Source organism: bacterium (assembly GCA_037128595.1).
Taxonomy (GTDB): Bacteria; Verrucomicrobiota; Kiritimatiellia; order CAIKKV01; family CAITUY01; genus JAABPW01.
Window position 1 is genome coordinate 50,899 of the sequence record JBAXWB010000007.1, and the last position, 13,159, is coordinate 64,057.

Consider the following 13,159-nt stretch of genomic DNA (forward strand, 5'->3'; position numbering starts at 1 on the left):
CCGCTATTTTTGTCCTATGCAGTACAACGCGCCTCCACCCCGATAGTACAGGCGCCCGCCTTCGAAGATGGGGGCTGAAATAGTAGCCTCCTGATGTCGGCTGTGGTAGTCGGCGTTGACCAGGAATTCCACACGATTGCGGGCGACCGGCTTGAACGTACGGCCCGGCTCCAGCACCAGGCAGACACCCTGGTTTCCAAAGAAATAGATGTATTTGCCCGCTAGTGTGGGGCTGGCAGAGGCTCCGCCCTTCAGATATCCATCTCCACCGTTATAAGGCATGAAGATATCGACATCGAGCAACCGTTGGTAGACAACCTCCCCTTTGCCAGGGTCCACGACCGTCAGAACCCCGAAATCGTTCACGCAGTAAAGCAACCCATCGTAAAGCAGCGGTGTGGCATCATAGAACGGCTCATAGTAGTAGGGAAACTTATCCGTGTTGAAAGGTGTCTGTTGGACAATCTCGAGCGTGACCGTATCACCTTGGAGCGGTAAAACTTTGAAAGCCACCACATCACCAAGATTGCTGATTATTTTATAGGCGATTCCGTTTTTGGACACCGGCGTTGCTATCCGGTTGGCCCTGAGGGAGGTGAAGTTTTCCGGCTTCAAGGCGGCTATTGTTTGAGGAGCGAGCGTGAGCGATACCCCGTCAGAAAGTCGCCGGAATTCTCCATTTAAATAGTAGATCACCTTCTCTGAACCAGCGGGCAGTAAACAGCCAGTACCATGAAAATGATTTAGCCATATTGAATTTGGCATTAAATGGGGTCGCTCCACGAGTACCGCGCCGGTTTTGGCATCCAGTACATTGAAGTTGTCAAAATACACCACCAATTTGCCATCTATCAGTAACGGTGATGTCGTATAGCCATGTTCCACGCAGCCGTGTTTCAACAACCGGCTCCACTGACGATTTCCATCGCGATCATAACAGGCTATGATGCCAGTCCCGAAAAGAACATATACCCGTTCGCCGTCCGTTACTGGGTTGCACGCTGTGTAGCCAGCCTCACACCCCCAGCTGGACGCGGGGCCATACTTGGTACGGGACACCTTGGCCATATTTCTTATAAGCGTATTTTCCAGACTGCCACGCCGGTCCTTCTCCAAGGCAGGCCATTTATATGGGACCATTATCTCGGCCTGATCAATAAGTTTAAGTTTTTCGGCTACCGGATCCAGTACTGCGAAAATTTCGGGATTCGCCTTTCGCTCCTCGTCCGTTGCAAAGTCATAGTACGTCAGCGACCGGATCCAAAGTGGTTTGCCATCCGCCTTGTTGACGCAGGTCAGACTGCCGCTTTCAGAGGAAAAAAACAGCCTGTCGCCCATAATGACCGGCGCGCTGCTGCCCGGTGACGGCGTAGGAGTCATCCAGACGATACCATGAGCATCGTATTCGGCACCCTTGTCCCCGAATAAAGCGCCTCGGATCCACCAACTCTGCCGTGTCGCCAGCGTCTTGGCATTAAGAATTAAGAGACGGTTCCAGCCTTTCTTAAGATTAAGGACCAGGCGACTTTCCGGTGCCATATCCACATTCTTTCCGCTGAAATAGACCTGCACGCCATTGAGCCAGACCCGGTAGGAGCCCTGTCCCTGAGTCATCAGGTTGAAGGCAACGGGTCTCCCGGAGGGCGAGTGGATGTAGGTGTGCGCATAAGCCGCGAAGCCCTTTTTATCGGGCGGAACCTTCAGAATTTGGCAGAGATCCATGCAATCGGTGTCGAGTGTAACCGCCTGCCATGACAGGTTGGTGGTTTTCAAACCATCTTCAGGAGTCAACGCCGCTATGTCCGGAATGGGCTCATCGGTTTTCGCGTCGTCGGCCAACGGCAAGGGGCCCAGAACCAGCCAATGGCGGAGCACGCCATCAGGGGCCGCATTCGCCTTGTCCGGCAGAGCGTCATTGGCAGGTTTTCCTGCCTGTGCCGATAGTTCGGCTACATCCCTGGAAATGCGCCCCCAATGGGTCGGGGGATTAACGGTGGGATAACAGCCGCTACCATCGCCGCGCCAGCCCATGACCTCAGCGTTTGTCGACGTCACCAGCAATGTCATCAAGAGTGGGATCAAGAGCAGAGTGCGAAGTGTGTTGATCATAATCTTCCTTCTTACCATATCCCCGCTGATTGTTTAATCCGATCCTTGCAGATGTATAAGTCCATCCCGCGCTGCGGCGCTCACTAACGGATTGGAGTCCGACGCACAGGCTTGCAGGGCTGATACAATGGGTTTGCGATCGGCACCAGGGCGGCTGACCAGGGTGACAAAACCGCGCACTGCCGCCAGACGGACCGTTCCATCCTTGTCGGCCATCGCCGCCTGCAGCACGGCCAGGATTGGACTGGGATCGACTTCGGGGACCATGGCAATTTCCGCCAACGCCTGCAGGCGTGCGATCCGGACGATCGGTTTCTTATGGGCCACGCCAGCAAGCAAGGCTGGCACGGCCATCGGCACACGAAGTCGACCCAAACCGCCAGCCGCTATGGTCTTCATATAGTCCCGGGAGTCCTCCGAAAGCCCCATCAACGCGGGAATGGTTGCAGGAGTGTTGGACTCCGATATCGCCTTGGCCGCCGCCTCACAGACATCCCAGTGCGGGTCTTTTTCAGCGATCGTCTTGAGGAATGTGACAGCCTCGACGTCCCCGAGGGCGAAAAGCGCATTCACAACCGCAAGACGCACGGGAATGTCATCGCCATCTGCGGCCGGGTGCGCCTCGAATCGCTGCTTCAGTTCAGTAAAGCTAAGCCCGGCGAGCGGGAGAGTTTGCCCCGAGCCCGGCGCAATGCCGGAGCCCGCAAGGCAATACAACGCCTTGTCCGTGCGGATGAACAGCCGGCTGCCGGCAACAGCCGGTGAGGCAAGGATCTTTTCCCCCAGCGGATTCACGGCCACCACCCGTAGCGTCGGCTCAACATCTCCCAACCGGCTGGCATCCAGTACATAGGTATCTCCGTTTTCGGCCGTCCAATACATGTTGCCGCCCGACAGGATGGGCGACGATGTGAAGTGCGCATGCAGGCGTTGGGCAATGCGCACTACACCGTCTCTTGAAATCAGCCGGATCACACCATCATCCGCTGGCAGGATAAGCACGGAACGAAACAACGGTGAAGGCACATACGGTCCACCCGTCGGCACCTGCATCCGGATATGGGTTTCAGTCACATCCCCCGTTCCCTCCGGGTTGATGGCCAAAGAAGGGCCGTTTCGCCCAGAGGTGGCGTAAAGCAGTCCATCATCACCAGCCACGGGACTGGGGGCCACGCAATCGGACAAACCGGCACATGACCAGCGTTCCCGCCCGTTTAGGGGATCGTAGGCCCTAACGATGGAGGCTCCAACGATCACCTGCCATTCACCCCCATGCTTGAACAACAGGGGTGTGCCGTACTGATAGGACGCCTTGCGCGGCGTTTTCCAAAGAACCTGGCCTGTAACGCAGTCGGCGGCCAGAATGAACGCCTCGCCGGCATGATCGCAGCATTGAATCACACGATCGCGGAACACGACAGGCGATGCCGTAATGTTATAGGGCGATTTGAACGGGCCCAGAGGCAGAGTCCAGAGCCGGCTGCCCTCCAGGTCAAAAGCCATCAGGCCCGGCGAGTCAAAGAAAACATACAACCGGCGACCATCCGTTGCCGGTGTGGCGGGGGCATAGCCGGCTTTCGGGTCGGTCTCCGGAATCCGTTCGGCGACGAATTGCCGCTGCCAAAGCAGATGCCCATCGCGTGCGTCGAGGCATAATACCAGCCTGTTCGTTCCGTGGTCGGAGGAGGCGGTGAGAAAGACACGCCCGTCGCAGACAATCGGGGAAGAACTTCCCTCACCCGGCAGCGGGGTTCGCCAGGCAACATGGTTTGTCGCATTCCAGAAAACAGGCAGGTTGGTATCGTCACTGATTCCCGAGCCGTCGCCACGCCACGAGGGCCAGTTGACGTCCATCGGAATGGCAGCCTGGGTTCCCCCTACCCATACACTACTCCCGATCACGAACAGCAACACGCGAATCCGATACGAGGTGGCGTGGCAGAAGAAATGGAACGAGTGAGTCACCGGATCCACTTCCCACCGGCAGCCAGAGACCGTTCGGCACGATCAACCCATTCCATACTTTTCAGGGCGTCTGCGGCGGGGAACTGCAACTTTCGTCCGGACTTCACCCGCAACAAGAAATCCTCATCCTGAGGGGCTATCGAATATGAAGGTTCCCCATAGCGCTCTCGCACCGGGATCCGTTCGACCAGTTCGCTTTTGCAATCGGCCCGGTGGTTGAAACGGACCACGCTCAGGAGTTCACTCCACGCGCAGAAGGTTAATGACCCCTTGGTGCAGGTCAGACAGAGTTCGTAGAAATGGCCACGATCCCCATGGTCGTCCGTGCCGCCGACCTGCGCCGCACGAGTGGTGAAAAATGTGATCTTGCCCGTCCGGCCGTCTGGGAAAACCATGCAGGCTAGCACATTATCGGGAACACCGTAGTGCCGGATGGCGTTGGGGCCGGTTACCGCCATCACCCGCTCCGGCTCACCGAACCAGTAGCGGTAGATATCCACCTGATGGCATAGTTTCTCCCAGAAGATCCCCCCCACGCGTTCGCGCGTCATAACCCCCTTGGGATGAGGCCCCGATATCTGCACAAGTTCCATGTTCAAAGGCCGACCAACAAGCCCGGACTTCACAACCTCGCGCATGGACTTGAGAATGCCACTGTACCTAAGTTCGAACCCGACCTGGAAAGGCACTTTGAGACGCTCGGCCAGCGCCACCATTCGGCGGCAGTCCCGGATATTGTGCGCCAGAGGTTTCTCTGTGAACGTCGGAATTCCAGCCTTTAAGCACGGTTCAATTCCGGCCACGTGCGCGCAAGGCGGCGTGACCACGAAAACGGCGTCCGGCTTCCATTTCATGACCTTTTCAAGATCGTCCACCGTCCGCACACCATCCGCCTCGGCGGTGCGCCGAGTCGGTTCGGACACATCGCACCCCAGGATCTCCGTCACCACCTTCAACTCGCGAAGCGTCTTCACATGGCTCCGCCCCATCGCACCCAATCCGATTACCGCCACTTTCATACTGCATTCCCTTTCACCGCGCCGTCGTTCCCGCTCACTTCGAAGATTGACTAGCGCTGTTACATTCTAAGTATGTACACGGTAACACGCAGAATCGAAGGTGTCAATAAGCACTATGCCGCTGTCAACGCACAATAGGAATGTCCCCTTTTTAGATTTGGTGTTGCTCGTTTTTGCATGGCGGTAGCCCGGATTTCCGCCCCCTGAGAATGGGCCGAATAGCTCGTCGGAGGGGGGCGGGAACCCGGGCGTTAGCGGAAGGGCAGAGCGCCGCCATGGGTGGTCGGGTGCGGGAAGAAACGTTCGCCGGGGACAGACCCCGCTAACGACAACCGGGACGGGGGAGTCCCGGTTCCATGGCCTTTGGGCCTTTCCATTTTTTCTTGTACTTCTGAGGGATTTTAGAATAACTCACCAACTTTGTTGGTTATATGTAAGCGTCCGATCTAGCACCCCGTAGGCACTGGGGCGGTGATGCGATAGAGTGGTTTGGGGCAGTACGATCAGATCAGGCCGCGAATCAGCGACTCGATTTTCTTTAAGTCGTCAGGCGCGATATTCTGATAGTCGTCCCACGTTTTGATGGGGTAGCGGGCCAGGACAGCATTGATGCGGCGGAAAGTGATATCGATGTGGCGTTCCAGTTTTTCCGGGAGATGATCGAGCGGTAACCCCTTAAAGCACAGGGAAGCATTTTGAATGCGCTTCCATTGGAAGTTGATCGGTCCCTCATCCAGGCAGTGGATAGCTTTCATTATGCAGTCCGTGGCGCGGGTGAGCGCCTCTTGCCCGCGTTGTTGCCCTGTGAGGGGCGACGCACTCATGCGGCCTGCTTTCGACGGGCAGCCAACCAGTTAGCCGGGGTCAGTTCATGAGTGTGCCAATTGGTTGTCGTTGGCAGGCGGGTTAAAACATCATGCATGTATTCCTGGGGATTAATACCCAATCGGCGGCAGTTTTCCAGAATAGTGTAGAGGATGGCGCTACGCTCGCCAGCTTCTGGATGACCGATAAAGAGCCAGTTCTTTTTCCCGACTGCGGTTGTCGCCCCACTTTCAAGGAGAGAATCTACGCTGCCAAGCAAAACAACAACCATGATCCAACCGACCAAGCCAAGAATCAATGCAACAGCAATGCCAATCGCCGTTCTTTTTACTACCTTCCTATTCCATGGAGTAGGACGAGGTGGCGGCTCATCAACCAACTCAGGAGGAAAGGGTTCATAAATTGTTTCCTGGGGTTTTGTTTTCGGTCCAAAATAGGTGTCATCAGTGTGCGCAGGCGCAGTGTGACTCTCCGTCACGTTGGTCACTGGCCCCGCTTCTTCCTCGAAGTCGACTGGACCAGGAATTGAATCCAGGAAGAGTCCAGGAATTATTCCGCGCAATTCGCGGCGCATGATTTCAGCCGAGGCAAAACGCTTTTTAGGGTTCTGGTCAATCGCTTTACAGATGACATCTTTGAGTTTCGGGTATTGGACAAACGCGGGATGACTAAAGTCCAATTTTGGCGGCTTTTCAGCACGTTCCATGAAAGCAAGCCAAACTTGAACATCATCGCCAGAAAGCCGGGGGTATGCAGGTTTGCCCGCAAAAGACTCATAAAGACACAGGCCCAGGGGATAGATGTCGGATTGAGGGGTTCCCCGATCATTGAACTCCAGCACCCCTTTGCGCAAACGAGGCGCGAATTCAGGCGGCATGTAATCCGGTGTGCCAGGCATCATCCCGGCAGTTAGGCAGTCTGGCAAAAAGGGCTTCCGGAAGGTCTCGTACTTTTCCCATTTGTACACCAGTTAGGTGGTGCACTTTTCCGGTTTGTACACCAGTCCCTGCACCGCCAGGTTGCCAATCCACCAATGCTTTCTGTAGTCGGATGCCGGGCACATAGTAGGTCGCCGAGCCTTGACCTTTCTTCTCGATTAGTTTCGCCTGCCGAAGTTTACGCAACTCCTGGCTGGCGGTAAGGGTATCGGCACCATTGAGTTGGCGATAGGCTGCATTATCCAGCGCACCAGCCTCCCGCAAAAACACCAGCCCGCGCCGCTGCGCATCCGACAAATCGACATCAGCAAACTGGGCCAGCCATTTGATGTCGGCAGGATTGAGAAAATGATGGAGCAGTAGCGGTGATCCACTGAATACAATGGCCAGGCGGGATCCGTGCTTCTGTTGGGCAGGCAATACCGGCTCAAATTTACTGACCATGTGCTGGAGAAAAAGCAATGCACCATCGTTCACCCGTGGCAACCCAGCCCCGAAACGCCCGTCAAATCCCCTCTGATCATGTTCCTGTTGGATTTCTTTGGCCTGTTTCTTCCAGTCTACCCCGAACGGAGGGTTGGCAAGCAGGTAATCGAATTTATCGTAAGGCGGTTCATCGAACCGATCCTCGATAAACACGTCACCATAGCGCACGTTTTCGCTCCCGCCGTTCTGATCCACCTGCTTCATGAGCATATCAGCGGCAGCCGTGGCGTAGGCGCGTTTATTGTAGTCCTGCCCAAACACATAGAGTTTCGCTGCTCGATGATGGTCGCGAAGATAATTTTGGGCTTCAGCCAGCATGCCGCCGGTTCCACAGGCCGGGTCAAGTAACTTGCGCACAGTGCCCGGTGTGGCCAAAAGGTCGTCGTCGTTGATAAACAGGATATTCACCATGAGGCGGATCACCTCGCGGGGCGTAAAGTGATCACCAGCCGTCTCATTGGCCAATTCGTTAAAGCGGCGGATCAAATTCTCGAAAACGAGGCCCATTTGGTCATTGGGCACCGCGATTGGGTGAAGATCCATTTCAGCGAACTTCCGAACCACCAGGAACAGGATGTTCGCCTCACGCATTTTCTCAATTTCGTTTTCGAATTCAAAGAAATCAAAGATTTTGCGAACATTGGCTGAGAAACCCTTGATATAACTCACCAGATGTTTCTCGATATTGTCCGGGTCGCCCTTGAGTTTTTCAAACGTCAATGGGGAATGGTTATGGAAACGCTGCCCAGCGGCCTTATTGAGGAGTTGATCCAGCGCATCATCATTGAGTTTCCCGCCCTTCCTTTTCTCGAACTCGGCCAAAACCTTGTCCTTCGATGGGGCCAGAACGGCGTCGAAGCGCCGAAGCACCGTCATGGGTAGCATGACTCGCTCGTATTGAGGCGGACGGTATGGGCCACGTAACAGGTCGGCAATCTGCCAGATCAGCTGTGATAGATCATGATGGTTCGGCATAGTTCAACTTTCCACATTTCACTGACTCTGACGATGATTGCGTCTTACATAACGCCCTATAATTGCAACGGGTTTGGTTGCAAAGGTAGTCTGTTGGGACGGAAGATTCAAGAAACGGTTTCTGGGGACGCGCAGGGAGAGACTGTTGGATGCCCGCCTGCATTATTCAGGGCTGATATCGCGCACGGAAACTGGATGGTCAGAAGGCAGATAGCAGATGAATGGCGAAATGGTTTTGTTCAAGTTGGTTTGCTTCTGAAGATATTACCAACGACATTGATTGCAAACCGATGCGTGATCGAATGCCGGGGTGCTGGAGGACGGCGTCTCACGATCTTAATCTTCCCGTTTCTGGATCTCACGCTGGGATTGGGTTTTCGGCTTCTGCAGGTCATGTTGTCCTTCCTCCAACTGTGATGATTGCCTTGCGATTTTTGCCCCCTGCCTTCTCTTCTCCAGGTTTTGTTGCACTTTTTTAAAGCCCATCCAGAGCAAAAGGAACAGAATTGAGATTGCAACAGCCTCGTAGCTTAGCAGGATCATGCCAAACAACCCTCCTGGGCGATACCGCAAGCCGATAAATGTCAGGATGCCAACACAGACCGAGACTATCGGATTACCTAAGAATGTATCATGTAGCGCGCGCCAGGAAACCACGGTCATCATGACTGCCAGGACACCGGCGATGATAGATGCGAACGAGGAGAATATGTTCATAGTCATTGCCCCTTATGACTCTTACGATCCTTGGGAGTTTTGGCCGCAGATGAAGCGCCCGATCCGGGAGGATTCGGTCGTGACGGCCCCGGCAAGCTGTGAAACCCATTGCCCATCATCGCCATTAGTATGTGAAGAAATGCGATGACCATAATGACACCCCACCCGGCAGATTCGGGCGGTTTATGAGGGATGAGCTGACACACTGACGTCATAACAACGACCAGCAGCCATAAGATGCACGTCCAAATAGTTCTATCCGCCGGAGTACTCCACCGTTTGGTTATGAAGTTGTAGGCCACTTCAAAAAAGGCGGCAAGGGCGATGCACAACACAAGCACGATCAGGGGAAATATAGTCATAGTCAGGTTCCTTTCAGGTGGTTGTTGATAAACGATTCATACACAGCTCGAAGCGCGGCGGGAATGTTTCTGATGATTTCCAGTAGCGGGATAACGTCTTCCTTCACCCAACACTTCCGGATGTGCCCGGCGGCCAGGCAGAAGATAAAACCCAGTTGAACCAAGCCCGCAGGGCCACTTGTAGCAAATGCCAAGACCCCCAGGAGCGTCCACCAGATCCAGCACCACTGGTGTTTCTGGAGGCCACCGGCATACTGCGGCTTAAGAGTCCTGTAACCAGCCTCGAAAATCACGGCCATACAGAGCCAACCCGCCAGTGCAAGAATCAGGATCAGAATATTATTCATAACGCACCACCTTTCTTAGTATTCGATCAACTTTGTCTTTTCACTATCCACAAGCCTCATTTCGATCCTCGATTCACCATAATGGTCTCAAACATCAGGCGTGCCGAATATGGAGCCCCAAGGGACGGATAGGGATATCCTGGATACGGCCTGATTCCCAAAGCGAATCTATTCGACATGCACCTCCACATCCGCAAAGCGCAACACGTCACCCGCCAGCACAACGATGGGCTTTCCATCCGCCAACCTTTCCCAGTTGCCATTATCCTGCCTCCGATAGGTGCCATTGCGACCATGGCTTTCAATAGTCACGGCAGGGCCGGTCTTCCGGACAATCGCATGCAACGTCGAAACCGACCCGCCAGCGCGCAATTCGTTTCTGCCGATCTGCATAAACCCTTTCACAACCGGAATCCTGCATCCATCCGGCAGCACCAGCGAAACTGTCGGGAAAGGTTTGCCGCAACCGGGGCAGACTACTTTCGAAGCATCGGCGAGACATGGCCAGCCGCACTTATCACGCGGACAGATATAGACTTCACCCAATGACACCAGAAGCGCATCAAGCCATTCAGCCGCAGTTGGACGTTTGGACGGGGTACGGCTCATGCCGCGTCTGAACAGGTTTGCAAGCCGGGCGTTGAGGATTTTGGGAGGATAGCCTGCCTCGGGAACAATGGAGGAGACCGGATCGAAGAACCATTTATCGTACATCGCTTGCACAAACAGCTCCTCAGTCTCCTTGTAGCCAGCCGTAGGGTGGCGCAGCATCAAGATCTCTTCGGCCATAATACGCAGGGAAAAGAGATCGGACCCCAAGTCAGGAGGAACCGGCTTACCCGCATTCAAGGCATCAGACAATTCCGGCGCCAGGTACATTTCGTCACCAAGGCACGTAGGTTTTGGAATCCCTGGAGCACTGAAATTATCAAAATCAATAATGCGGAGCCTCGGAACAGTGCCATCCATCCAGACCAGCACATTTCCGGCCCGTATATCCCCATGACTGATCTTCCGGGAGTGCAGTTGAACATACCCATGCATAACCGTAATCAAGCAGACAAGGTTTTGCATGAACGTGGTCTTCGCCTCTTCGATGAAAACTAGAAGGGGCTTACCATTGACAAGAGTCATGATGTATCCCACGACTCCGTTGTCATTGATAAGTTCAAGGGGCGCGACAAGAACAGGGCAAGATTCGCTCAGTTTCAGCGAACACAAGTATTCCGTGCGGACTATATTTTCAGCAGTCCTATTCACGGGATGGAAGATCTTCACCGCCATTTCCTCGTGCGTGTCCAGATCCTTCCCTTTGACAACTAACCCCTGGGCGCCTTCCATTCCTTCGGATTCAAGTTCGAGTGTGCGCCCCTCAACTGTCTTTACAATGCTAATGTCGTTTTTCATGGCTTTTACTCCTTCAAGGTTGAGGTTTCTTTCATGTGTGAGGATTCGTCTTCATCCATGTCGCAGGACGACTCAAGTGATTGAACAGGCGTTGCCATCATGCCAAGTGTGATGTTATCGCTGCAGACGTGGCCGTATTTATCAACGTAGTTCTCTAATTGAACAATCACGGCTTTGGTTGCAATCTTCACATTGCCCTTGGCCTTTGCCAGGTACTGGACCACGGCCAGCGGATAGTCATCCCGGACATAGTCCCAGACACCATCACTCCCGGTAATCATAAGATCACCTGGGTAACGGGGCACTGCTCCACTCGCGGGTTCCCCAATCAACGTAGGCCCCAGTGATGTGGTAATTACATTGGGAATGTCGGGATCCGCTTTCTGAGGAAACAGGAACTTTTCGATGGTGCCGTTCCTGCGCACAATGACCCCGCCCCCGTCACCGGCATAGGCAAAGGCATACCGTCGCTCATCCGCCAGGACAACAATCAGAGTCGTTCTAAAGCCTCCCATAAACGAGGTTGTCGCGGTCTCGACAAGTTTCCCCATGGCCTCAGCGGCATGGAGCAGGGCATCGCGGGCAAGTGGAACAATATCCGGTTTTACTTTGACGCGCTGTTGATCGATCAGGAATCTGGCGGCCTCCCGAACGGCAACGTAGGCAGCATAGGCACCATAATTGACTCCACCACAGCCATCAGCAACCAGAATAGTGGTGATTCCGCCAAGTTGAAAAGACAGACAGTAGTCTTGATTATCCGTCCTGACATTCCCTGTAACCGTGGCAACGGCGGTGTCACGACCAGCGGGAACGGTTGGGGGAACAATCCCGGACGAGACGGCCTCATCAACAAGTTGAGCAAAAAGCTTGTCAGGATCATGAATATTGCTTGGGTCAAACCTCTCGACACATTTTTGCATCGTCACCATCTCCGGCATGGGCCGATGATCCGGAATCTGCTGTGAATCTGTAGGGACTAAAGCATTTTGAAACTCCGGCTTGGTTTTCGTGCCTTTCGCCTTGTTGCCATTTTCGGATCCGCGATTTTGTTCGCGCACCAAAATGGCCACAAAGATCACGACCCCCAATAAGACGTATATTGCCTCATTAGTGAGCAACTGTGCCCATGACGTTGCAGACAGATCGTCACCAGTGCCAGAAGCAGGTTTGGTGGTTTTACCAATCTTCTTTAGAGACCGTGACTTCGGACTCTCCTTGGCATTTATTATTGCCGGGATCTTTCCTATGCTGTTCGTCCAACCTTGAATGTAGAGCGGTTTGCATCCACATGTCTTGTGACGGAATGTTCCTGAACCGTCCATGCTGACAATGACTGGATCACACGTCAGATCACACCCGAGACCTGTTGCGCACAAGGACTCAAATACACTTTCCCGCAGGCCATCGGTCCAGACATCAACCGTGACGTTTGTTAGCCAGGCAGGATCAATACGGGGCGTCATCGCCCTCGAAGGCAAAGATCCTGCCTTGGCTGCCGTTGTTGCAAGCAGAACGGCAATGCCACAACTCAATAGCCGGGCAACACAACCCATTCCAACACTTATTAATTTCGCATTCATGACACCCTCCCTATTTTCCCATAATTGATAAAATTATGACCACAGTCACAACCAGGATGATCGCCCAAAACGGAAACTGTGGGCTGTTGTCGCCACTGAGAGGCGCAGGTAATGTCGGTACGGCCTTGGCTGCCGGTGGCGTTTCAACCCTCTGCCAACCCTTATCAACTACAGTCGGCATCGGCTTGTTTACCGGCTTGCTAGGCCTCGGTTCACGGGCCTGTTTAACGACAGGCTTGGGGCTGGACTTGACCGAAGACGCCACAACCACGGGAAGACGCCGCGGATCGATTCCATCATTAACCAAACCTTCACACTCATCATTTCCTGGTAAAGTTCTCATAATTCACCTCATTTTAAGGTCTACCTCGTCAGTGCCGGGAGACCATTCCCGGCAGACAGGAGCCAAAGGCCCCTGTTTCGGCT

11 protein-coding genes, 1 other RNA gene and 1 pseudogene are annotated in these 13,159 nt (G+C 54.2%); all 13 read right to left on the bottom strand.

Annotated elements, in window-relative coordinates; translation table 11 throughout:
* Window positions 1-3: 3 nt before the first annotated feature.
* Window positions 4-2,109: a PQQ-binding-like beta-propeller repeat protein gene (locus tag WCS52_05545; protein MEI6166640.1), complete on the bottom strand. Its 2,106-nt coding sequence runs from the start codon at window positions 2,107-2,109 to the stop codon at window positions 4-6.
* A gap of 33 nt (window positions 2,110-2,142) precedes the next feature.
* Window positions 2,143-4,074, bottom strand: coding sequence for a PQQ-binding-like beta-propeller repeat protein (locus tag WCS52_05550; protein ID MEI6166641.1), 1,932 nt, complete (start codon window positions 4,072-4,074; stop codon window positions 2,143-2,145).
* Complete coding sequence (locus WCS52_05555) at window positions 4,071-5,093, bottom strand: Gfo/Idh/MocA family oxidoreductase (GenBank protein ID MEI6166642.1); 1,023 nt, start codon at window positions 5,091-5,093, stop codon at window positions 4,071-4,073. Before WCS52_05555 ends, WCS52_05550 begins: the two co-directional genes overlap by 4 nt.
* 503 nt (window positions 5,094-5,596) lie before the next feature.
* Window positions 5,597-5,917, bottom strand: coding sequence for a hypothetical protein (locus WCS52_05560; protein ID MEI6166643.1), 321 nt, complete (start codon window positions 5,915-5,917; stop codon window positions 5,597-5,599).
* A complete protein-coding gene (locus WCS52_05565; GenBank protein MEI6166644.1) occupies window positions 5,914-6,795 on the bottom strand; it encodes a transposase domain-containing protein in 882 nt (293 codons plus the stop codon). Before WCS52_05565 ends, WCS52_05560 begins: the two co-directional genes overlap by 4 nt.
* Before the next feature lie 421 nt (window positions 6,796-7,216).
* Window positions 7,217-8,317: pseudogene (locus WCS52_05570) on the bottom strand (class I SAM-dependent DNA methyltransferase).
* Between the two features lie 336 nt (window positions 8,318-8,653).
* On the bottom strand, window positions 8,654-9,034 hold the full coding sequence (locus WCS52_05575; protein MEI6166645.1) for a hypothetical protein: 381 nt from the start codon (window positions 9,032-9,034) through the stop codon (window positions 8,654-8,656).
* Between the two features lie 2 nt (window positions 9,035-9,036).
* Window positions 9,037-9,396 carry a hypothetical protein gene (locus WCS52_05580; GenBank protein ID MEI6166646.1) on the bottom strand — a complete coding sequence of 120 codons (360 nt, stop codon included), beginning with the start codon at window positions 9,394-9,396 and terminating at the stop codon, window positions 9,037-9,039.
* 2 nt (window positions 9,397-9,398) lie between these two features.
* Window positions 9,399-9,743 carry a hypothetical protein gene (locus WCS52_05585; GenBank protein MEI6166647.1) on the bottom strand — a complete coding sequence of 115 codons (345 nt, stop codon included), beginning with the start codon at window positions 9,741-9,743 and terminating at the stop codon, window positions 9,399-9,401.
* Window positions 9,744-9,911: 168 nt separating this feature from the next.
* On the bottom strand, window positions 9,912-11,150 hold the full coding sequence (locus tag WCS52_05590) for a protein kinase (GenBank protein ID MEI6166648.1): 1,239 nt from the start codon (window positions 11,148-11,150) through the stop codon (window positions 9,912-9,914).
* A gap of 5 nt (window positions 11,151-11,155) precedes the next feature.
* Window positions 11,156-12,733, bottom strand: a complete 1,578-nt coding sequence (locus tag WCS52_05595; GenBank protein ID MEI6166649.1) for a protein phosphatase 2C domain-containing protein — start codon at window positions 12,731-12,733, stop codon at window positions 11,156-11,158.
* Window positions 12,734-12,743: 10 nt separating this feature from the next.
* Window positions 12,744-13,076: a hypothetical protein gene (locus WCS52_05600; protein MEI6166650.1), complete on the bottom strand. Its 333-nt coding sequence runs from the start codon at window positions 13,074-13,076 to the stop codon at window positions 12,744-12,746.
* Between the two features lie 14 nt (window positions 13,077-13,090).
* Window positions 13,091-13,159: hammerhead ribozyme type II (locus WCS52_05605), an RNA gene on the bottom strand.

Coding starts and splice junctions, on each gene's coding strand:
- WCS52_05545 (MEI6166640.1), bottom strand. CDS start 2,109: ATGATCAACACACTTCGCACTCTGCTCTTGATCCCACTCTTGATGACA.
- WCS52_05555 (MEI6166642.1), bottom strand. CDS start 5,093: ATGAAAGTGGCGGTAATCGGATTGGGTGCGATGGGGCGGAGCCATGTG.
- WCS52_05560 (MEI6166643.1), bottom strand. CDS start 5,917: ATGAGTGCGTCGCCCCTCACAGGGCAACAACGCGGGCAAGAGGCGCTC.
- WCS52_05565 (MEI6166644.1), bottom strand. CDS start 6,795: ATGCCGCCTGAATTCGCGCCTCGTTTGCGCAAAGGGGTGCTGGAGTTC.
- WCS52_05575 (MEI6166645.1), bottom strand. CDS start 9,034: ATGAACATATTCTCCTCGTTCGCATCTATCATCGCCGGTGTCCTGGCA.
- WCS52_05580 (MEI6166646.1), bottom strand. CDS start 9,396: ATGACTATATTTCCCCTGATCGTGCTTGTGTTGTGCATCGCCCTTGCC.
- WCS52_05585 (MEI6166647.1), bottom strand. CDS start 9,743: ATGAATAATATTCTGATCCTGATTCTTGCACTGGCGGGTTGGCTCTGT.
- WCS52_05590 (MEI6166648.1), bottom strand. CDS start 11,150: ATGAAAAACGACATTAGCATTGTAAAGACAGTTGAGGGGCGCACACTC.
- WCS52_05595 (MEI6166649.1), bottom strand. CDS start 12,733: ATGAATGCGAAATTAATAAGTGTTGGAATGGGTTGTGTTGCCCGGCTA.
- WCS52_05600 (MEI6166650.1), bottom strand. CDS start 13,076: ATGAGAACTTTACCAGGAAATGATGAGTGTGAAGGTTTGGTTAATGAT.